General features: G+C 69.3%; 15 protein-coding genes. 2 read left to right on the forward strand and 13 right to left on the reverse strand.

What is annotated here, in order from left to right:
* A partial coding sequence (locus D7X12_RS06240; protein WP_147443545.1) for a hypothetical protein occupies window positions 1-2,154 on the reverse strand: 2,154 nt, incomplete at its 3' end.
* 49 nt (window positions 2,155-2,203) lie between these two features.
* Window positions 2,204-3,343 (reverse strand): esterase/lipase family protein, encoded by a 1,140-nt coding sequence (locus D7X12_RS06245; protein ID WP_120624346.1) that lies wholly within the window; start codon window positions 3,341-3,343, stop codon window positions 2,204-2,206.
* A gap of 197 nt (window positions 3,344-3,540) precedes the next feature.
* Between D7X12_RS06245 and D7X12_RS06250 the strand changes: the two genes are divergently transcribed.
* A complete protein-coding gene (locus D7X12_RS06250) occupies window positions 3,541-5,781 on the forward strand; it encodes a hypothetical protein (RefSeq protein WP_147443546.1) in 2,241 nt (746 codons plus the stop codon).
* 82 nt (window positions 5,782-5,863) lie between these two features.
* Here the strand turns inward: D7X12_RS06250 and D7X12_RS06255 are convergent, their stop codons facing one another.
* Together D7X12_RS06255 and D7X12_RS06260 are read right to left on the reverse strand one after the other, a co-directional pair.
* Entirely contained in the window at window positions 5,864-6,514 is a 651-nt protein-coding gene (locus tag D7X12_RS06255; RefSeq protein ID WP_120624348.1) for a LysM peptidoglycan-binding domain-containing protein, read from the reverse strand.
* A 168-nt stretch (window positions 6,515-6,682) separates the two neighbouring features.
* On the reverse strand, window positions 6,683-7,744 hold the full coding sequence (locus D7X12_RS06260) for an Ig-like domain-containing protein (protein ID WP_244224389.1): 1,062 nt from the start codon (window positions 7,742-7,744) through the stop codon (window positions 6,683-6,685).
* A gap of 197 nt (window positions 7,745-7,941) precedes the next feature.
* Here D7X12_RS06260 and roxA point away from each other — a divergent pair, with 197 nt between their 5' ends.
* Window positions 7,942-9,963: a rubber dioxygenase RoxA gene (gene roxA / locus D7X12_RS06265; RefSeq protein ID WP_120624350.1), complete on the forward strand. Its 2,022-nt coding sequence runs from the start codon at window positions 7,942-7,944 to the stop codon at window positions 9,961-9,963.
* A 61-nt stretch (window positions 9,964-10,024) separates the two neighbouring features.
* Here roxA and D7X12_RS06270 read toward each other — a convergent pair whose 3' ends face one another.
* The 9 genes from D7X12_RS06270 to D7X12_RS06310 are packed head-to-tail and all read right to left on the reverse strand — an operon-like array spanning window position 10,025 to window position 21,448.
* The gene (locus D7X12_RS06270; RefSeq protein WP_120624351.1) at window positions 10,025-11,404 is read right to left on the reverse strand and encodes an aldehyde dehydrogenase family protein; all 1,380 of its coding nucleotides are present in this window, start codon (window positions 11,402-11,404) and stop codon (window positions 10,025-10,027) included.
* A gap of 26 nt (window positions 11,405-11,430) precedes the next feature.
* The gene (locus D7X12_RS06275; RefSeq protein ID WP_120624352.1) at window positions 11,431-13,608 is read right to left on the reverse strand and encodes a 3-hydroxyacyl-CoA dehydrogenase NAD-binding domain-containing protein; all 2,178 of its coding nucleotides are present in this window, start codon (window positions 13,606-13,608) and stop codon (window positions 11,431-11,433) included.
* A 37-nt stretch (window positions 13,609-13,645) separates the two neighbouring features.
* Complete coding sequence (locus D7X12_RS06280; protein ID WP_120624353.1) at window positions 13,646-14,857, reverse strand: acetyl-CoA C-acetyltransferase; 1,212 nt, start codon at window positions 14,855-14,857, stop codon at window positions 13,646-13,648.
* Window positions 14,858-14,889: 32 nt separating this feature from the next.
* A complete protein-coding gene (locus tag D7X12_RS06285; RefSeq protein ID WP_120624354.1) occupies window positions 14,890-16,038 on the reverse strand; it encodes an acyl-CoA dehydrogenase family protein in 1,149 nt (382 codons plus the stop codon).
* Window positions 16,039-16,047: 9 nt separating this feature from the next.
* On the reverse strand, window positions 16,048-17,187 hold the full coding sequence (locus D7X12_RS06290; protein ID WP_120624355.1) for an acyl-CoA dehydrogenase family protein: 1,140 nt from the start codon (window positions 17,185-17,187) through the stop codon (window positions 16,048-16,050).
* A 31-nt stretch (window positions 17,188-17,218) separates the two neighbouring features.
* Window positions 17,219-19,057 (reverse strand): AMP-dependent synthetase/ligase, encoded by a 1,839-nt coding sequence (locus D7X12_RS06295; protein WP_120624374.1) that lies wholly within the window; start codon window positions 19,055-19,057, stop codon window positions 17,219-17,221.
* 47 nt (window positions 19,058-19,104) lie between these two features.
* On the reverse strand, window positions 19,105-19,944 hold the full coding sequence (locus D7X12_RS06300) for an SDR family oxidoreductase (RefSeq protein ID WP_120624356.1): 840 nt from the start codon (window positions 19,942-19,944) through the stop codon (window positions 19,105-19,107).
* Window positions 19,941-20,612, reverse strand: a complete 672-nt coding sequence (locus D7X12_RS06305) for a TetR/AcrR family transcriptional regulator (RefSeq protein WP_120624357.1) — start codon at window positions 20,610-20,612, stop codon at window positions 19,941-19,943. The genes D7X12_RS06300 and D7X12_RS06305 overlap by 4 nt, the downstream gene beginning before the upstream one ends.
* Window positions 20,609-21,448 carry an enoyl-CoA hydratase-related protein gene (locus tag D7X12_RS06310; RefSeq protein WP_120624358.1) on the reverse strand — a complete coding sequence of 280 codons (840 nt, stop codon included), beginning with the start codon at window positions 21,446-21,448 and terminating at the stop codon, window positions 20,609-20,611. Before D7X12_RS06310 ends, D7X12_RS06305 begins: the two co-directional genes overlap by 4 nt.
* Window positions 21,449-21,530: the final 82 nt, after the last annotated feature.

Raw genomic sequence — 21,530 nt, forward strand, 5'->3', positions numbered from 1 at the left:
CCCCAGCTCCCGGCCGCCCACCGAGCAGATGTTCTCCACCCACGCCGCCTGGATGAAGCGGTGGTGGGCGCCGACCTTCGCGCGCGAGTCGCGCAGGGGGTCGACCTTGAAGTAGCCCTCGCCCGTCCTCTTCAAGAAGGCCTTCCACTGCGCGGTGAAGATGGCGAACTCGACGAAGGTCTTCCAGGTGGGGAGGCTCCACCAGCACTCGAGCTGGACGAGCGGTTCGGGGTGCGCGGCGGTGTCCACCCACAGCTCGTGCATCGTCACGACCAGCTCGGGGCTCATCTCGAAGGGCGTCACCTCCGGGTTCAGCACCCGGGGCGGCTCGAACAGCATCAGCACGTCGTGCAGCAGCATGAACCAGCCGGCCACGTTGCCGGGCAGCGTGACGCTGGAGCCCTTCCGGTCCGGGTCGCTCAGCGTCAGCACCACGTCGTGGAAGTGCCGCAGGTGCAGCTCGCTGAGCAGCACCCGCTCATCCGCCTCCGCATCGCCGTTGCCCTCGCCCTTCGTCCCCCGGCGCGGCCACTCCAGCACGTCCGACAGGGTGGTCCGCTTGGAGCGGCGCACCGGCTTGCCCGTCAGGTCCAGGAAGATGAGCCCCTTGTCGTCAGAGCGGAGGATCCGGTTGAGCAATTGCTGGCTTGCCCAGGCGGGCAGGTCGCTTTCGTCAGTGGCGTTGCGCAGCATCTCCGTGGCCACCCGGACGGTCCGCTCCTCCTCCAGGACGGCGGCCTCCAGGGAGGAGGCGCGGGTGCTCTGGAGTTCGCGCCGGGCGGCATGCCAGAGGTCCTGCAGGGTGCGCGCCGGCAGGCTGAGGGCGAGCTTTCCCGGGTGGGTGAGGATGACCTTGCGCTGGGGCGCCTCCTTCCCCTCCGCCGTCGCGGCGCGATAGGTCGTCTTCACCGTGTCGGAGAGCCGGGGCGCCAGGTTGATGAGGTCCGCCAGGGAGCGGAGCACCTGCGTCTTCTCCCGCTTGGGAGGACAGGGCAGCCGCAGCTGCTCCAGGAGCACGCCCAGCGTCAGTCCTGCCTCCTCCGGCGCCACCCCCTGGGGGCGGAAGTCCCACGCCCGGTAGGGATCCACGGGCCCCAGGTTGATGCGGTAGCTGGGAGGCAGCGCGCGGCGCAGCGTGGTGGCGGACTGGCGCCGGGCGATGGAGAGCGTCTCGTCCTGGCCCACCGTCCCGATGCCCGTCTGCCCGGAGGTGATGAGCTCCTTCTGGAAGGAGCGCTCCATGAAGAGCTGGAACTCCTGGTGGCCCGCGGCCAGCACGAACCAGAGCCGGGGGCTGGCCACCATGTGCGTGAGCTTCACGATGTTGTGGAGGTGCTCGATGCTGCGGTTCACGTTGTCGATGGGCAGCACGAGGATGATCTGCTCGCCCTGCGCGGTGCCGAAGCGGGGCAGCGCCAGCGTCTTCGCCACGTCCTCCATGGCCCGCGTGAAGCGCGGCTGGAAGGTGGCGTAGATCTCCGCGGCCTTGATCTGCTGCTCCGCCCGCGCCCGCATGTCCAGCGTCGACGCGCTGTCCTCCCACATGAACGAGGCATCCCGGATGAGGTGATCCAACTTTCCCCAGGCCTCCTCCGCGCTCTCCTCGAGGATGGAGGAGGACCACCGGCCGCGTCCGGTGCTGGGGGAGGTGTCCTCCTGCGGGGCATCCAGGGCGGCACGCACGCGCACCAGCAGGGTGGCCAGGAGGTTGGCCCCCGTGGGAACCGGCTCCAGGTCGAGCGGCTCCAGCCAGACGACGCGCCCCTCGATGCGCTCGAGCGTCGTGCACAGGTCCCTGCGCATCGCCTCCCGCCCCGAAGCCACCGCCCCGCTGGCACCGGCCTCCAGCCGCCCTCCGGGCTTCATCCCGAGGAACGCCCGCCAGTGCCGCAGGGCCTGGACGGCGCTGAGCAGCACGGTCGTCTTCCCCGCGCCCCGGGGGCCGGAGATGAGCAGGCTGGTGGAGAGGTGCTCGTCCCGGGTCTCCCTCATGCCCAGGCTGCTTCCGCACGCGGCTTCCAGCCACGAGAGGAGTTCGTACAGGCCCCGCTGCGCAGGCTCCAGCAGGTCGTCCCAGGCAAAGGCCCTGGACTCGGGGAAGGGCGTGGGGACGTAGTGGCGCGTCTCGTCCGCGGGGCTGGGTTTCGCGTCCATTCAGAAGGATAGGGAGGCCCGGCCGGGACGTGCATCACCGGGAGCCCGCTCAGGCGGGGGGCCGGCCCACCGTGAAGTCGAGCACCCGCTCCCACAGCGTATGGAAGTGCTCCTCCTGGAAGCGGGAGCCCGACTTCAGCCAGCTGATGTATTTCTCCGGCTGGTCGAAGTGGCCCATGACGTCCAGGTGGTCGCCTTGGGCGACGTGGATGACCTCTCCCCAGACCTGTGAGCGGCTGGGGACGATGCCGTCGCTCCACGATTCGAACTTCCCGCCAAAGGCCTCCTGGAGCGCCTGCGTCTGCGCTGGCGTGCGCTCGGGAATCCTCAGCTCCGCGGAGTGGGGCGCGCTCTTGCCATACAGGAAGCAGAAGATGGCGTAGAGGAGCGAGTCCGGGGGCAGCAGCAGGTCGGGAGACAGGCGGCTGAAGATACTGGGGGGCGGTGCGCCCGTGACGACGCAGCCGTAGCGCACGCCCTCCCGGTCCGCCGTGTCCGCGTTGAAGGACTGCACGCTGAGCGGCATGAGGTCCCGGATGAGCGTCTGGTCCTCTCCCACCCGGCTGAAGAACCGGAGGAGCTCCTCGCGCTCGCTCTCGGAGAGGTCCGCCGTCAGCCGGGCGATTTCATTGAAGAGGTTGGGCGGCAGCTTCACCTGCTCGCCCAGCAGGATGATCCGGTAGCACGCCTGGAGCGCGGCGGCCCTGAAGGGCATGGCCTTGCGGTGCAGGGTGAGGAAGGTGAAGAGCCACAGGTAGCGCAGCAGCGTCTTCCCCACGTCGCCCTGGTGGAAGTAGGTCGCAAGAGGGGTGCCGTGATGCGGGGTGGAAATGGTCACCACCGACCGCACGCGCTTCACGAAGGCCGGGGCCTCCTGTGCCATGCGCAGGGAGACGACGCTGCGCGCATCCAGCCCGCCCGTGGAGTGCCCGACGAGGTGGAGGTCCGCGTCATCCTCGTTCGCCGTCCGGGCCATCTCCCGGAACACGTCGCGCGCACGCGCCTCCAGCCCGGAGGTGGGGGAGGAGGCGACGGGGTGCACCTGCGCGTCGATGCCCCGCTCCTTGAACCGCTGCTGGAGCAACCCCGGGACGTGCTGGAAATAGGCGATGCGCTCCGTTTCCTTGTCGCCCATCTGGGTGAAGCCGAAGAAGCCCGGGACAAGATAGACGCGGTGCCTTGTGGCCATGAAGCCAGTCTAGCGGCCAGCTCCAACGTCAAGGCCGGGTGGGAGGCTTCACCGTGAAGTCTCGAACCCTTGCGCCCGGGCGCACCAGGGCCTTCTCACCCTCCAGGGCATCCACATGTTGCGTTAGTCTGCGAAACCCCATGGTCAAGATCACCCGCTCACCCGCCCCGAAGCTTTCACAGATCTCGAAGGTGGACGTGCCAGTCACGAAGGCGCCTGCCACGGCGGTGCCCTCGCGCGCTCCCAGCGCGGCTTCATCCATGGCGGCGCCGGTCGCGGCGGGCAAGAAGGCGCCCTCGCAGCAGAAGGTTGAACAGCAGGTCGCCGCGCTCCCGGAAGGGGCGACGCGACAGGCTTTGATGCAGGTGCTCTCCGGAGCGCTGCCGGCCTCCGTCGTCGCCACCGCGGCTGAGGCCATCGCCGGGTTCAGCCCCGCGCAGCAGAAGGAGCTGTCGGCCCTGCTGTCGAAGGCGGGCCTCAGCGCCAAGGCCTCACCCCGCGCTGACGCGGGCGCCGAGCGCGCCTTCCTCTTCAAGGCCATCGCCAGCGGCGCGAAGGGCGCGACGCTCAAGCGCCTGGCCGAGCAGATTCGCGGGCGTCCGCCCACCAACCAGGCCTTCTCCTTCAACCCGATGTCCGTGATGTCCACGAAGCGCACGGCCAACGCCAGCCCCGCGGACGCCGCCGCGGCGAAGTTGAAGGCCGCGATGGATGACATCTGGGGCACCGACGAGGCCGCCGTCCACGAGGTCCTGGAGGGCCTGGACCCGGCCCTGCTGCCGCAGGTGGCGGAGCGCTACGAGAAGCTGACCAGCACCCCGCTGCGTGAAGCGCTCGACCTGGAACTCGAGGGGCCGGACCTGAAGCGCGCGCTCGCGGCGCTCGGGCGAACGGTGTTGGCCGCCCCCACCGGGCCGGCGCAGGCCCCGGCGAAGACCGCCGCCGCAGCGCCGGTACAGGCCCCGGCGAAGGCCGCCGCGACCGCCAGGACTTCGGCTCCCGACGTCCAGAAGAACCTCGACGCCCTCCAGGTGACCTCGAAGGACGAGGGCGTCATCAAGCGTGGCAACGCCGTGGAGTTCAATGACATCATTCCCAGCAACATCGCGAGGTGGAAGCCGTCCAAGGTGGAGATCTACACCCCGCTGAAGAAGGCGGTGGAGGCTCGCGTCAAGGCGCATGCGGCCGTCGCCAAGGCGACCACCGAGCCCGCGAAGCAGGCCGCGCAGGCGAAGCTCGCCGCCGCCGACGCGCAGGTCGCCGCCCAGGGTGAGAAGGTCAAGGCCTGGATGAAGGAGCACATCGGCTCGAACCCGGGGCTTCTGCAGGCCGACAAGGCCGTGAAGGTCGCCGGGGACCGGGTCGCCGCGCTGGAGAAGAGGCACGCGAAGGCGAAGGTGCCGAAGGATGCGACGCAAGCAGAGATGCTCAAGCAGACCCAGAAGGCGGACCTGGACGCGGCGAAGGCGAAGCTCACCGAAGCCCAGACCCACCAGAAGACGCTGAAGGACGGCCTGCTCGCCCGCGTCGCGGCCTACACGCCGATGGTGGACGTGCAGCAGACCCGCACGGACGTCACGGTGGGCGACACGACCGTGCGGATGCGGGATGGCCGTGAGACGGCGTACACGAACTCGTGGTCGGCGGTGGATGGCGGCGCCATCGAGGGGGACCCGGTAGACAATATCGCCACCCAGCTGGAGAAGAGCGGCATCAGCGAGGACCGACAGAAGATCCTCGCGTCGGTCTCCGCTCGGGAGGGCACCTTCAGCAAGGTCAACACCTGGGACACCGGCCGCGTGTCATGGGGCTTCACCCAGTGGACGCTCGGCAAGGACGGCAATGGCACGCTGGCGGATTTCATGCGCGACCTGAAGAAGGACGACCCGGCGCAATACGAGAAGCACTTTGGCAAGTACGGGCTCGACATCGACTCCAAGGGTGTGGTGCTCACGCGCGGGGATGGCACCGTCCTCAAGGGCCTGGAGGCCGCCGAGGCGATCCGCACCGACGTGAAGCTGGCGGCGGTCTTCATGGCCGCGGGCGCGGATCCGGCGATGCAGCAGGCGCAGGTCCACTTCGCCAGCGAGGGGAAGATCTCCAGCATCCGCAACGTCCAGGTGCCGGTGGTGGGCAAGAACGCCGAAGGTCAGCCCGTGAAGGCGAAGCTCCAATTGAAGGACGTCATCACCAGCGAGTATGGCAATGCCCTCATGGTCGACCTCGCGGTCAACGCGGGCTCGGGTCGGCGGGTCGCCGTCGCGGCGCTCGAACAGTACGTGAAGGACAAGGGCGTCGACCCCGCCAAGGTGAAGGAGTGGGGCCCCGACGCCCAGAAGTTCGTCATCAAGGCGCTCGAGGGCGCCTCGCGCAGGGAGCGGGTGACGTTCTACAGCGAGTCCGGCTACAGCAAGGAGCCGGACACGTTCACGGACTGAAGGCGCAGCGGGCATGACATCGCCCCCGGTCAACAGCCCCGGAGGCGACGGTACTGCCGGTGTGCTTGCCGTAGGGCGAAAGCTACACCGTGGGCATGAAGACCTTCAGCCCGGAGCGGCCACCGGCGCCGAGCGTGTTGCGCTCGATGAAGTCGCTCACGGACGAGCGGCCGTCGCCGGTGGTGATGGCGGTGTGGCCGTAGATGCTGCCCAGGCGCGAGGACGTCTTCTCCCAGGTGAGCACGAGGCCCGGCGTCTTCAGCGCCTCCTCGAGCGACATGTTGACCTGCTTGAACTTGTCGCGCGGCAGGTTGTTGTCAATCTGGTTGCCATTGCCCCAGACCTTGACGCCGTAGGCGTTCTGGATGGCCCGGCTCACGCCCGTGGCGCACAGGCCCTGGCTGTTGTACCCGCCCATGCCCATCGCGGCCGCACGGCCCGCATCCGCGAGCTTGCGCATCGCGGGCGTCGCGTTGCCCGGCCCGGCCCCACCGCTGCCCTGGACCTGTCCGCCGCCCTTCGAGCCGCCCGTGCCGCCGGAGCCCTTCGTGCCGCCGGAGCCCTTGGAGGGCTCGAAGCTGTCGCCCTTGCCGGGGATGCGCAGGGACTTGCCCGCGAAGATGAGGTTCGGATTGGAAATGTTGTTGGTGCGCGCCAGCGCCGAGACGCTGGTCTTGAAGCGAGCGGCGAGGGCCGAAAGCGTGTCGCCCTTCTGGATGCGGTAGTTGGACATGAAATCTCCTTGAGCGATTGTCGGGACCTCGCTCGCGGAGTTGCGCTGATTTCCCAGGTTCTTGGAGTTTCCCCGGTTCGATCCGCTATCGCTTGAAAATCTCAGTCATGCCGCTGCGACCTGAAAGGCCGAGAGGGGATGCCTCGCGGCCCGGCCTGCACCTTCAACTCAGGGGACGGTGACCGTCGCGACGTTGCTCCGCTTGCTGTTGCCCGCCCGGTCCACGGCGATGGCGACAATCTGGTGCGTGCCGGACTTGCCGGTGGTGTCCCACGTCTTCGTGAACGGCGAGCTGGTCGAGAAGGGCGTCAGCATCTCGCCGTCGACCTCGAACCGGACGTAGAGCAGCGCCTGGCTGTCGCCCGCATAGGCCGTCAGCGTGACGACGCCGCTGACCTGCGTGCCGTTGGCCGGAGCGACGAGGTTCACCGAGGGCAGCGCGTTGTCCACGATGAGGTTGCGGGTGCTGGTCTGGACGTTGCCGGCGTTGTCGGTCGCCCGGAGGGTGAGGGTGTAGGAGCGATTGCCCAGCACCCGCGTGTCCCACGAGTAGTAGTAGGTGGAGGCGTCCGGGAGGCCGGAGGTCGAACCCATCCAGGCCCCATTCTGGAGGAACTCCACATACGCCACGCCGGAGAGGCTCTGGTCCGTCACGGCCCAGCCCACGTTGACGATGCCGCGCACGTAGTTCTGGTTGCTGGGGTTGTACTGCGGCGGGCCGATGAGAATGATCGGGACGTGGTTGTCCACCAGGACGCTCACCGCGCTGGAGGTGCCCGGGTTGCCGGCCGCGTCGAAGGCCTGCGCCGTCAGCGAGTGCGGGCCCGACGTCGCCGTCGTGTTCCAGTTCACGGTGTACGGGGCCTGGGTGGCGGTGCCGATGACCGTGGCGCCGTCGAGGAGGAAGTCCACGCGGGCCACCCCCACGTCATCGCTGGCGTCCGCCGTGAGCGCCACGGTGCCGCGCAGGAAGCTGTCCAGGGCCGGTGAGGTGAGCTCCACGGTGGGCGGCACGACGTCATCGTCCAGCAGGTTGGCTACGTCGTTGGCAGTGCGCCGCAGCTCCTGCTCACCGGCAGCTCCCGGGGCGGACACCGGATCGTTCGCGCTGACCTGGGCCGCGGTGTTCTCCGGCGTGCCCTGGACCTCACCACAACTCGTGGCAGCCAAGGCCCCCGCACCGACCAGCGCGACGGCGAAGCCACGGGCACCACTCATAAAGATTTTCATCTGGGTTTCCCCTCCGTTCAGGCGCCCGCAGGGAGGTGGGGCGCCCGTGGGAATGGGCATATCAATCTTGTCTGATATTGGTGCCAGGGAAGCCGCGCCGGATGTCGATTGACGCACTGCGTATTGTGGGCGCCCCCTCCGGAGCCTAGAAAACGGGCTATTGGCAGGTTGCCAATAATCACAAGGAGGCCGCGCGCATGAGACTGCGATGGAGCCGTGAGTGGGCATTACCGGGTTCCCTGATCGTCACGCTGTGGGTTGCCAGAGCGGGCGCGGAGCCCCTGCCGCTGCTGGAGTCCACGACGCTGCGCGCGCCGTTCGCGGCGGCGTGTCAGGGGAAGCCGGACTCCACGCCGTTGCCGGTGGACCCGCGCACCCTGGTCGTGCCGGGCGTCAACAAGCCGGGGGCCGCGGTGCAGTTCAACGCCTACTGGTTGGACCTGCACAACCCGCCCGCGCCGTTCGTCTCGACGCTGCCGCCCAATCCCCAGACGTGCGGCGAGTTCCGCGCGAGCGTCAACCGGGGGCGCACGAACATCGAGACGCGCGCCTACTTCCAGCCGTTCAGCACCTCGCTGGCCTACTACAACATCTTCATGCTCTGGGGTTACCCCTTCCGCCCCGCGGACTTCGACGAGCAGGTCATCAAGCGCTACGGGCTCTCCAAGGCGCCGTTCCGCAATCCCTACCCGCTGCCGTGGGAGAACCCCAACCTCACCCAGGGCGGCAGCGGCCAATTGCCCCTCGGGCTCGTGCAGGAGCGGGACTCGAACGGGCGCTTCACGGGCAACATCGCCTCCAGCTGCTCGGGCTGCCACGACTCGCGGCTCGGGACCGAACAGGAAGCAGGCTTTGCCTGGGGCCGCTCTGGCGACGCGGTGGACGCCGGGCTCATCCAATCCGACATGTTCCGCTCGACGGGCATCGGGACCGTGCTGGAGATCATCCCCGTCCCCTGGAGCGTGGGCCGTGGCTCCAGTGACGCCATCGGCATCGTCGACCTGCTGCCCGCGCTCTTCGACATGGACTCGCTGGGACTCGCGCCCAGCTTGCTGGAATACTTCCCGACCCATGCGGGAGGCATGTCCCGCGCGCCCAACTGGTGGCAGCGCGCCTTCAAGACGCGGCAGTTCTGGGACGGGGCCCTCTCCTCGGACAACGTCCGCTCGGAGATGGCCTTCGGGGTCGCGAACCTGACCCGCTCGCCCGCGGAGCGCCGGGCGCTGTCCAACGAGTTCGAGGACAACGACAACTTCTTCACCTCGCTCTCACCCCCGGCCTACCCCAAGGCCATCAACACCGCGCTCGCGGAGCAGGGCGCCATCCTCTTCCACGAGCGCGACCTCTGGGCGAACGGCGCCAACGCCAACATCCCCAAGGCCCCGGGCAATGGCTCCTGCGCGAGCTGCCACGGCGTCTACTCGCCGCGCCACGCGGCGGACCCCGCCTTCCTGCCCGACCCGCGGCTCAAGGGCATCGCGGGCGTCATCACGCCCATTGAGACCATCCGGACGGATCCGGCGCGCAAGGGCCTGATGGCGGATGAGCGCAAGCGCAGGGCCTGGAACACGTCCTTCCTGGCCTACAACGACCAGCACCCCGACCACGGCCCCTTCTACGACGGCATCGTGATGAGCGCGCTGCGCCGCGTGCCGCGCGCCGCCTACGACAACGGCACCGGCCCCGTGTACTCGCCCGTGGGACCGAACGTGTGGAACGAGCCGTTTGGCTACATCGCGCCGCCGCTCTACGGGGCGTGGGCCTCCGCTCCCTACTTCCACAACGGCAGCGTGCCCACCCTCTGGGACGTGCTGAAGCCATCGGACCGGCCCGCGGTGTGGAAGCGCAAGCAGACCGCCCCCAACGCGCTGGGCACCAACGCGGGCTACGACATGAGCTACTCGGCGTATGACTTCGCGAAGCTCGGCTGGAGCGTGACGCCCATGGCCTGCGCCAACAAGCCCGCCAATGATCCGTTCATCCCCTGCACCCAGGACATGGCGACGCCTGACGTCATCTTCGCGAACATCGCGAACCTGGTCGCCAACTACAACTCGCTCGCCTACCAGTCACCGCCCCCCATCACCCAGAAGCAGATCCGCTCGCGGATGATCTTCAACTCGTACCTCTACGGAATGGGCAACGGCGGACATGACTTCAACCAGTCGCTCACGGACAACGAGCGCTGGGCGATCATCGAATACGTGAAGACGCTTTAAGCCCTGACGGAGGGAGGCAGGTGGCGCCAGGAGCCCGGCGCCACCTGCACCCGCCCACCCGTCACAGGAAGCGTTTGAAGAGGCCGAGCTTTCCGACGTACGGCGGGTAGCGCAGCTTCATGTCGAGCGCGAACGGCCGCTTCACCACGCTCTTCTTGTGGCTGAAGGCGTCGAAGCTCGCCTGGCCGTGGTAGCCGCCGGTGCCCGAATCGCCCACGCCGCCGAAGGGGAGCCCCTCCGCGGCGAAGTGGACGCACACGTCATTCGTCACCGCGCCGCCGCTGGACGTCTCAGAGAGGACGCGGTCGTTCACCGCGGCGTCCTGCGCGAAGCTGTAGAGGGCGAGCGGCTTCGGGCGGGCGCGCACGAAGCGGATGGCGTCGTCGATGCTCGGGCAGTCGACGAGCGGCAGCAGGGGACCGAAGATCTCCTCCTGCATCAGCGGGCTCGACAGGGGCGCATCCGTGATGACGGTGGGCGCGAAGTAGCGGCTGGCCGCGTCGCGCTCGCCCCCGAAGGCGATCTTCCCGTCGGCCGCGAGCGCGCAGATGCGCTCGAAGTGGCGGGCATTGATGATGCGTCCGTAGTCGCTGCTCTCGCGCGCGTTCGGGCCGTAGAAGCTCCGGACGGCCTTCTGCACCAGCTCCGTGAAGCGCCCCTTGAGCTCCGGGGGAATCAGCACGTAGTCCGGCGCGATGCAGGTCTGCCCGGCGTTGACGTACTTGCCCCAGGCGATGCGTCGCGCGGTGACCTCCAGGTCCGCGCTCCGGTCGACGATGCAGGGGCTCTTGCCGCCCAGCTCGAGGACGGTGGGGGTGAGGTGCCGGGCCGCGGCTTCCGCCACGACCCGGCCCACGCTGGTGCCTCCGGTGAAGAAGATGAGGTCCCAGCGCTCTTCCAGGAGCCGGCGGCTCTCGTCCGCGGCCCCCTCCACGACGGCGACGACCTCTGGAGGGAAGGCCTGGCCCAGCATCCGCGCGAGCACGCGCGACGTCTCCGGCGCGTGCTCGCTGGGCTTCAACACGGCCGTGCAGCCCGCGGCGAGCGCCCCGATGAGCGGTGCGATGGACAGCTGGTAGGGGTAGTTCCACGGGGCGATGATGAGCGTCACGCCCAGCGGGTCCGCGTACTGGTACGCCCGCGCCGGCTGGATGACGAGCGGCGCGGAGCCCCGTCGTGGCTGCATCCACGCCTTCACGTGCTTGAGCGCGTTCTTGAGCTCGCCGTAGATGCTGCCGACCTCGGTGAGGTACGCCTCCTCCGGGCTCTTCGCCAGGTCCGACTTGAGGGCGGCGAGGATGTCTGCCTCGTGCTCGCGTGCCGCCCGCTCGAGCGCCCGCAGCTGCTCCCGCCTCCATTCGAGCGGGAGCGTGATGCGGGTTTCGAAGAAGGCGCGCTGCCTTGCCACGAGCGCATTCGCGTCGAGAGGTGTTCGGACCATGGGACATCCCCTTCCGTGAGAGGTGGCTACTGGAGGAGTTCGCCTTTTTCGGCCTTCGCGACGAGCGACGCGGGGGGCAGGAAGTGCTTCCCGTAGCGCTCCGCCAGCTGGCGCGCGCGCAGGACGAAGCCGCGCGGCCCCGTGCCGGTGGGCCCTTCGTAGCCGTTGATGTACTGCACGACGCCGCCCGTCCACGGCGGGAAGCCGATGCCGAGGATGGAGCCCACGTTCGCGTCCGCGACGGAGCGCAGCACGCCTTCGTCGAAGCAGCGCACCGTGTCGATGGCCTCGGCGAAGAGCATCCGCTCCTTCATGTCCTCGAAGGGGATGGTGTGGCCGGGCTTCGTGTAGTGCTGGGTGAGCCCCGGCCACAGGCCCGTGCGCTTGCCGTCCGCGTAGTCGTAGAAGCCTCCGCCAGTGGAGCGGCCCTTGCGCCCGTGCTGGTCGATCATCGCGTCCATCACCGCGTAGCTGCCGTGCACCTGCCACGTCTGGCCCGCTGCCTCCACGGCGGCCTGGGTCTCCAGGCGGATCTTCCGGGGCAGCGTCAGCGTCAATTCGTCCACCAGCTGGAGCGGGGCGGCGGGGTAGCCCGCCTGGAGCCCGGCCTGCTCGATGGAGGCGGGCGGGATGCCTTCACCCACCATGGCGATGGCCTCGTTGAGGAACGTGCCAATCACGCGGCTGGTGAAGAAGCCCCGGCTGTCATTGACGACGATGGGCGTCTTGCCAATCTGCACCGCGATGTCGATGGCCTTCGCCAGCGTCGCGTCACTCGTCTGCTTGCCTGCGATGAGCTCCAGCAGCGGCATCTTGTCCACGGGGGAGAAGAAGTGCATCCCGACGAAGTCGGGCGGCCGCGTCACCCCTTCGGCGAGCAGGGAGATGGGCAGCGTGGAGGTGTTGGACCCGAGCACCGCGTCCGGGGCGACCACGCCTTGAATCTCCTGGAAGACCTTGTGCTTGAGCTTCACGTCCTCGAACACGGCCTCGATGACCAGGTCGCAGCCCGCGAGCGCGGCGGGGTCCGCGGCGGGGGTGATGCGCGCGAGCAGCGCGTCTCCCTTCTCCTTCGTGGTGGAGCCCTTCTGGACGGCCTTCTCCACGAGCTTCACCGAGTACTGCTTGCCCTTCTCCGCGGAGGCGAGGCTCACGTCCTTGAGCACCACGTCGATGCCGGCCTTGGCGCACACGTACGCGATGCCCGCGCCCATCATCCCGGCGCCGAGCACGCCGACCTTCTTCGCCGTGTGCTGCGGGAAGCCCTTGGGCCGGCCGCCACCGGAGTTGATGTGCTGCATGTCGAAGAAGAACGCCTGCATCATGTTCTTCGCGACCTGGCCGGTGGCCAGCTCCGTGAAGTAGCGCGACTCGATGGTGAACGCGGTGTCCACGTCCACCTGCGTGCTCTCCACGGCCACGGCCATGATGGCGCGCGGGGCCGGCATGTTCGCGCCCTTCAGCTGCTTGCGCAGGTTGGCCGGGAACGCGGGCAGGTTCGCCGCGAAGGACGGGGAGGACGGGGTGCCGCCCGGAATCTTGTAGCCCTTCGCGTCCCACGGCTGCTGCGAGCTGGGGTTCGCCTTCACCCACGCCCTGGCCGCTGGCAGCAGCGCGTCCACCGACTCCACCACCTCGTGCACGAGGCCCAGCTCCTTGGCCTCCTGCGGGCGGTAGCGCTGGCCCTGGAGCAGGACCTTCATCAGCGCGTCCGTGATGCCCAGCATGCGCACCGTGCGCACCACGCCTCCGCCACCGGGCAGCAGTCCCAGCGTCACCTCCGGCAGGCCCACCTGGGCGCCCTTGACGTCCGCGATGATGCGCCGGTGACACGCGAGGGCGATCTCCAGCCCGCCGCCCATCGCCGCGCCGTTGATGGCCGCGACCACGGGCTTGCCCAGCGTCTCCAGCGTGCGCAGCTGCGACTTGATCTCCTCGCCCAGCTCGAAGACCTGCTTCGCGTCCTCCTTCTTCACGCGGCGCAGGTCGTTCAGGTCGCCGCCCGCGAAGAACGTCTTCTTCGCGGAGGTGATGATGATGCCGGTGATGCTCGCCTTCTCCTGGACCAGCCGGTCCACCGCCGCGCGCATGGACTTCACATAGGCGGCGTTCATCGTGTTCGCGGACTGGCCCGGGTCATCCATCGTCAAGACCACGATGCCGTCGGCGTCTTTTTCCCAGCGCAGGGTGTTCTGTTCGCTCATGGGGCTTGGCTCGAAAGGTGTCGAAAGGGGGAGGGGTTCAGACGCGCTCGACGAGGGTGGCAACGCCCATCCCACCGCCGACGCACAGGGTGACGACCGCGCGGCGCGCCTGGCGCCGCTCCAGCTCGTCCACCACGGTTCCAAGGATCATCGCGCCGGTGGCGCCGAGCGGGTGGCCCATGGCGATGGAGCCGCCGTTGACGTTGAGCTTCTCGTCCGGGATGCCCAGGTCCTTCTGGTACTTGAGGACCACGGAGGCGAAGGCCTCGTTGAGCTCGAAGAGGTCGATGTCCTTCACCGTGAGGCCGGCGATGCCCAGCAGCTTCTGGGTGGCCGGGATGGGACCCGTGAGCATGATGGTGGGGTCCGAACCGGACGTGGCGATGGCGGCGATGCGCGCGCGGGGCGTGAGCCCCATCGCCTTGCCGACCTTCTCCGAGCCCACCAGGACGAGCGCCGCGCCGTCGACGATGCCGGAGGAGTTCCCCGGGGTGTGCACGTGGTGGATCTTCTCCACGAAGTGGTACTTCTGCAGCGCCACCGCGTCGAAGCCGCCCGCCTCGCCCATCGCGGTGAAGGACGCGTTGAGCTGACCGAGCGACGCCACGGTGGAGTCCGGGCGCATGTGCTCATCGCGGTCCAGCACGGTGAGGCTGTTCTGGTCCACCACGGGGACGACGGACTTCTTGAAGTAGCCGTCCGCCCAGGCCTTCGCCGCGAGCGCCTGTGAGCGCGCGGCGTAGCGGTCCACGTCCTCGCGGGTGAAGCCCTCCATCGTCGCGATGAGGTCCGCGGAGATGCCCTGCGGCACGAAGTAGGTGTCGTAGTTGGTGGCCGGGTCCAACGCCCAGGCGCCGCCGTCCGAGCCCATGGGGACGCGCGACATGCTCTCCACGCCGCCCGCGATGACCAGGTGCTCCCAGCCCGAGCGCACCTGCTGCGCGGCCAGGTTCACCGCCGTCAGGCCGGAGGCGCAGAAGCGGTTGAGCTGCACGCCGCCCGTCGTCTCCGCGAGGCCCGCCGCGAGCACCAGCGTCCGGGCGATGTCCGCGCCCTGGTCCCCCACGGGAGACACGACGCCCAGCACCACGTCGTCGATGCGCTGGGGATCCAGGTTCGGGTTGCGCTGCTTGAGCGCCTCCACCAGGCCGACGAGCAGCGACACCGGCTTGGTGCCGTGCAGCGCGCCCTTCTTGCCCTTGCCGCGGGGGGTACGAACGGCGTCGAAGATGAATGCTTCCTGGCTCACTCGGAGCCTCCTTGGAGATGCAGGTGATGGGGCTACAGGGAACGGGCGACGAGCTCTTTCATGACCTCGTTCGCGCCGGCGAAGATCCGCAGGACGCGGGTGTCCGCGAACAGGTGGGCGATAGGGTACTCCTTCATGTAACCGTACCCTCCAAACAGTTGCAGGCATCGGTCCACGACGATGCACGCCTGGTCCGTTACCCAGTACTTCGCCATGGCCGCCGTGGTCACGTCGAGCCTGCCTTCGAGGTGGGCCGTGATGCAGTCGTCAACGAAGGTGCGGCAGACCCGTTGCAGGGTCGCGCACTCCGCCAGCTCGAAGCGCGTGTTCTGCAGGGCGAAGAGCGGCTTGCCGAAGGCGTGACGCTGCTTCGTGTACTCGACGGTCACCTGCACCGCGCGCTCCAGGCTCGCCATCCCGATGATGGCCGTGATCAGCCGCTCCGGCGGAAGCTGCTGCATCAGCTGGACGAAGCCCCGGCCCTCCTCGCCGCCGAGCAGGTTGCCCACCGGGACCTTCAGGTCGTCGAAGAAGAGCTCGGTGGTGTCCTGGCCCTTGCCCCCCAGCTTGTCGAGGATGCGGCCTCGCTGGAAGCCGGGCGTCGTGTCGGAGACCTCCGCGCACACCAGCGAGATGCCCGCGTGGCCCTTCTGGTCCCCGGTCCGCACGACGATGATGATGAAGTCGCAGACGTGGCCGTTGGAGATGAACGTCTTCGCGCCGCTCACCCGGTAGAAGTCACCCTCACGCACCGCGCGGGTGGTGATGGCCTGGAGGTCCGAACCCGTCCCCGGTTCGGTCATGGCGATGGCGCCCACCCACTCGCCGCTCGCGAAGCGGGGCAGCCACCGCTGCTTCTGGGCCTCGGACCCATAGGCGAGCAGGTAGTGCGCGACGATGGTGGAGTGCACGGCGAAGCCCATGGAGGGGTCACCCGCGCGGATCTGCTCCTCGATGAGGATGGCCTCGTGCGCGAACGTGCCGCCGCCGCCGCCGTAGGCCTCCGGAATGGACATGCACAAGAGGCCCAATTCGCCGGCCTTCCGGTAGAGCGCCTTGTCCGGATACCCCTGGGCCACGTGCTTGGGCACGTTGGGGAGGACCTCCTGGGTGAAGTAGCTGGCCGCGAGCCCGCGCACCTGCTCGAGCTCGTCCGAGCTCCATCGGGGACGTGTCGTCATGTCTGCCTCCTAGAGTCCGAACGTCTTGCCAATGATGTCGCGCTGGATCTCGCTCGTGCCGCCGTAGACGGTGGAGATGACCGTGGCGCGCAGGTGCGACTCCATGTCGTATTCGGTGGCGTAGCCGTAGCCCCCCATCATCTGCATGCCCTCCAGGGCCACGCGCTTGGCCGTCTCCGTCGTCTTCAGCTTCGCCATGGAAGCCTCGCGGGGGAGGGTCTGCTCGGGGGCCTCGTCCACCATGGCGGCCACGCGGTAGACGAGCAGCTCACAGCAATCCAGTTCGGTGGCGAGGTCCGCGATGCGGTGCTTGAGCGCCTGGAAGGAGCCGACGGACTGGCCAAATTGCTTGCGCTCCTTCACGTAGGCGACCGCGTCATCGAACGCGCGTCGCCCCCGGCCGAGCATGGCCGCGGCGAGGATGAGCCGCTCGCTGTTGAGCCCCGCCATCAACTGGGGCCAGGCGCGGTCCACGGCGCCCACGACAGAGTCCTCCGGCAGGAAGCAGTCGGTGAAGAAGACGTCGTTGACCTCCTTGCCGCCCATCGTCGGGATGCCGCGAACCTCCATCCCCGGCGTGCCCGCGGGGACGCAGAACAGGGTGAGGCCGTCGTGCCGCGAGCGGGTGGCGTCGGTGCGGGCCACCAGCAGGATGTGGTCCGCGAGGTGCGCGTTGGAGCACCAGGTCTTCTGCCCGTTGACGACGAAGCCCCCGGGGGCGCGGGTGGCGCGGCAGGTGAGCGCGGCGACGTCCGAGCCCGCCCCGGGTTCGGAGATGGAGATGGCCTCCACGCGGCCCCGTGCGATGCCTCCCAGGATGGTCGCGCGCTGCGCCTCGGTCCCGAACCGCGCGTAGGGACCGGCGGCGACCGCCGTGGTGATGTAGCCGCCCACCGGGGCGAGCCCGTAGGCGGTCCGCTCCGCGAAGAGGCAGACGTCGGACATGCCACCGCCGGAGCCGCCATGCTCCGGGGGAAGCCCCACCCCGAGCCAGCCGAGCTCCGCCATCTCCGCGTAGAGGGCGGGGCTGTGGGCTTCGGCGCCGTGGTTCGTCAGGGCGTCTCGCTGCGCGCGCGTCCCCGTCCTGTCGCGACAGAACGCGTCGATGGCGGAGGCGAAGGCAGCCTGCTCCGGGGTTCTCACATGCATGGGGGCTCTCGTGGATCCGGCGGGTGGGGCGTCAGGTGTTCGCGTAGAGCGCGGCGATGCGCTCGGCGTACTGCGCGAGGAGGACGCGGCGCTTGAGCTTGAGGGTGACGGTCAGCTCGCCCGTCGCGGGGGACCACGCCTCCGGCACCACCGCGAAGGACTTGATCTGCTCCGCGCGGGAGAGCCGGGCGTTGGCCGCGGCGACGAGGACCTCCAGCTCCGCGCGGACGCCGGGATGGCGGGCGAGGTCGGCGAGCGACTCCGACGCGAGGCCCTGGGCCCGGGCCCACTGGGGCGCGACTTCCGGGTCCAGCGAGAGGAGCGCCGTCACGTAGGGGTGGCCATCGCCAATCGCAAGCGCCTGTCCCACCAGGGGGTGCGCGCGCAGCATGCCCTCGAGCCTGGAGGGCGCGATGTTCTTCCCGCTCGAGGTGATGAGCAGCTCCTTCTTGCGGTCGGTGATGGTGAGGAACCCGTCCGCATCGAGCGTGCCGATGTCGCCGGTGGCGAGCCACCCGTCCGCGTCCACCCCGCTGACGACCTGACCGTCCGCGGCGAGGTACCCGGAGAACACCACGGGGCCCCGGACGAAGATTTCACCGTCCTGGGCCAGCCGCAGTTGCAGCCCGGGGATGGGCTTGCCCACGGCGCCCAGCCGGAAGTCCGCGGGCGTGTTGATGGTCGCGCAGCCGGTGGTCTCGCTCATGCCCCAGACCTCCAGCACCTGGATGCCGAAGCCCCCGAGGTACTCGAGGATCTCCACCGGGATGGGCGCCGAACCGCTGCTGGCCCATCCGAGCGCGTCCAGGCCGAGCATCTTGCGCAGGGGGGCGAGGACGCGGGCCTCCGCCTCCGCGACCTTCTGCTGAAGCTCCGGGGGCACGGCCCGTCCGGAGCCCTGGAGCTGGAAGGACTCCAGGGCCAGCGCATGGGCCGCGAGCAGGGGCTCGCGCCGCGAGGGTTCGAGCGCGCCCACCTTCGCCCTCAGGCCGCCCGCGAGCTTCTCCCAGAAGCGCGGCACGCCGAAGAACGCGGGAACGCGCGCCCGGGCCAAGAGCGGCATCAGGTCCGCGGGATCCGCGCAGATGTGCACGTGCAGCGCCTTGTAGAGCGCGCGGTACAGCCCCAGCTCGCGCTCCGCGACATGCGCGAGCGGGAGATAGGCGATGGACGGCACCCGCATCGGGACGGGGATGGAGGCGTCCACGGCAATGGCCTCGTAGAAGGCATTGCGGTGGCTCAGCACCACGCCCTTGGGGTCGCCGGTGGTGCCCGACGTGTACATCATCGCGATGGGGTCGTCAGGCCGGATGTCCTTCCAGCCGTCCTCGAAGACGCGGGGCTCCGCCTGGTGCAACGCCTGTCCCCGGGCCGCGACGTCCGCGAAGGAGACGAAGCGCGCATCCCCGGCGGGAACGGCCGCCGCGTCCAGGACGATGATGCGCTTGAGGGCCCCGAGCGTCTCGAGCACCGGCCACCACCGCGCGACCTCGTCCTTGCCCTCCAGCACCACCACCGTGGCCCCGCTGTGCAGCGCGACGTAGCCCACCTGTTCGGTGCTCAGGGTCTGGTACGCGGTGCAGGGAATGGCCGACAGGTGGACCGCGGCATGGTCCACGACCCAGTGCTCCGGCCGGGCGGACATCATGATCAGCATCCGCTCGCCCTTCTTCAGCCCCAGCGCGTCCAGGCCCCGGGTGAGCGCGGCGGTCTGCTCACGCAGCTGCGCCCAGCTGAGCGTCCTGTCTCCGGCGGTGAGGGCGGGGGCATCCGCGTACTCCTCGGCGTTGCGTTTGAGGAGGAGCGGCAGCGTGAGCTTGTCCGCCAGGGATTGGCACTGCGCCTCCAGGTCTGCGCGCGACAGCTCCATGGGCACCTCCTCCGATGCGTTGGTCAAACGTGCTGTGGCGCTTCCCGTCAGGGGTCGACGTAGAGGTCGAGCACCACGTCGGGACCGCCGCCGTACCGGCTGAAGTCGGTGACGCCTTCGGCGCGCAGGACGTCTTCGTCGATGAAGGTCTGCCCGGTGCAGGTCCGCGGCGGGCGCTGGAGGAGGGCCACGGCCGCGTCCGCCATGATCTCCGGCGCGCGGGCCCGCTGCATCGACGTGTCACCGCCGAGCAGGTTCCTCACGGCGGCGGTGGCGATGAGCGTCCGGGGCCAGAGCGCGTTCGCGCCAATGCCAGCCTCCGCGAACTCCGCGGCCCAGCCGAGCGTGAGCAGCGTCATGCCGTACTTGGCGAGCGTGTACGCCGGGTGCAATCCCATCCACTGCGGCGCGAGGTTGATGGGGGGCGAAAGCGACAGGATGTGCGCGTGGGGGGAGCGGCGCAGGTGCGGGAGCGCCGCGCGCGTCAGGAGGAACGTCCCGCGCAGCTGGATCTGCTGCATCAGGTCGAACCGCTTGACGGACAGCTCCTCCGTCTTGAGCGGAGCGAGGGCGCTCGCGTTGTTGACGCAGAAGTCGATGCCGCCGAAGCGCGCCACGGCCGCGTCCACGGCGCGTTGCACATCCGCCTCGTCGCGCACGTCTCCCACCACGGCGAGCGCCCGGCCCCCCGCGGCTTCGATCTCCGCGGCGGCCGTGTGCACCGTCCCGGGCAGCCGGGCATCTGGCGTGTCGGTCTTCGCCAGGAGGGCGACGTTCGCGCCCAGCCGTCCCGCCGCGACCCCGATGGCCAGCCCGATGCCGCGGCTTCCGCCGGACATCAGGAGCGTGCGGCCGGCGAGCGGACCCTGGGGTGTCGGTCCCGTCACCGCTTGGGCCCCGTCTTCGGCGCCCGGGCGTCACCGCGCGCGGGGCCGTCCTGCTGCGCCAGCTGGGGGAAGACGTCGCGCACGATGACGATCAGCGCTTCGCTCAGGAGCAGCTGGGTGTCCTCGCGGGAGAGCGTCCCGCCGCGGATCCACTCGCGGATGGAGGCCTTCACCAGTCCGCCGTAGGAGCGCATCATCGCCCGGTGGCGCGCGTCGTTTCCGACCTCGACCTTGAGCCCCAGGAACTCGAGCGTCTTCGCGGCGGCCACGTCGTCCGCCTCGGAGATGATGCGCTCCAGCTCCGGGTCGGAGCCAATGCCTCCCATGCCGGTGACGGCCACGTACGTCTTTCCGTGGGTCGCCACGGTATCGAGGTACCACTCGACGCTGCGCTCCACCCGCTCCCGCAGGGTTCCCGTCATGGTCACGCTCTCCTCCAGGCCGGGCATGAGCAGCATCCTCTTCACGACCTTCAGATAGAGGTCCCGCTTCTGCCCGAAGTAGTGGTTGAGCAGTCCCCGGGCGACCCCCGCCTCCCGGGCAATGTCGGTGGTGGAGACCTCCGCGTAGGGGCGCTCGCCGAACAGCCGCGTGGCGCATTCCAGGATCTGCTCCCTGCGCTCGTCGGGTTCGAGCCGCTTCCAGCGGGGCGAGGCGGCCGGGCTCATGGGTGCTCCCTCCAGGGGAGGAACGCGGGCAGGTCCTGCGTCACCGTCCGGGAGAACTTCGCGGGTCGCTTCTGCATGAAGGCCATCACGCCTTCTAGCGCATCCGCGCTCTGTCCCAGGCTGGCGATGAGCTGGCTGTCGAGCTCGAAGGCGGGCTCCGGAGAGGGCAGGGCGCTCATCCGGTAGAGGGCCTGACGGATGACGGCCACGGACACGGGCGCGGTGGTCTCCACCAGCTCGCGGGCGAGCGTCTGGGCGGCGTCGAGCAGCGCCTCGGGTTCGTGGAGCGAGCGGACCAGCCCCGCGCCGAGCGCCTCCTCCGCCGGGATGAGCCGGCCACTCACCATCCAATCCAGCGCGCGGCCCATGCCGACGAGGCGCGGCAGGAACCAGCTGGAGCCGGCCTCCGGATAGATGCCCCGCCGGCTGAAGACGAAGCCGAAGCGGCTGCTCTTCGAAGCGAGGCGGAAGTCCGCGGGGAGGATCATCGTCGAGCCGACGCCCACCGCGGCGCCCTGGATGGCCGCGATGATGGGCTTTCGCAGCGCGAACATCTGGCGCGTCACCCGCGTCGCCGGTTCGACCCAGTAGCCCTCGGGAGCCTGCGTCTGCGTCACCTCGAGCGAGCTGCCGCTCAGGTCCGCTCCCACGCAGAAGTCCTTGCCCGCGCCGGTGAGGACGACCACGCGCACGCCTTCATCCGCATCCGCGTGGGCGAGTGCGTCCGCCAGCTCATCCGCCATCTTCACGGTGAAGCCGTTGCGCGCCTCGGGGCGGTGCAACTCCAGGGTGGCGACCCGGTCCGCGACTGAAAACCGGATGTGCTCGTAGCTCATGGTGAGGGCCTCTTTGCTCCTGTCCGCGTCATGATGGTAGCTTGTTGGCGGACCGTCAACAGCAAGTGTCATTGCAAATGCC

It is taken from the genome of Corallococcus sicarius, from assembly GCF_003611735.1.
In the GTDB taxonomy this organism is placed as follows: Bacteria; Myxococcota; Myxococcia; order Myxococcales; family Myxococcaceae; genus Corallococcus; species Corallococcus sicarius.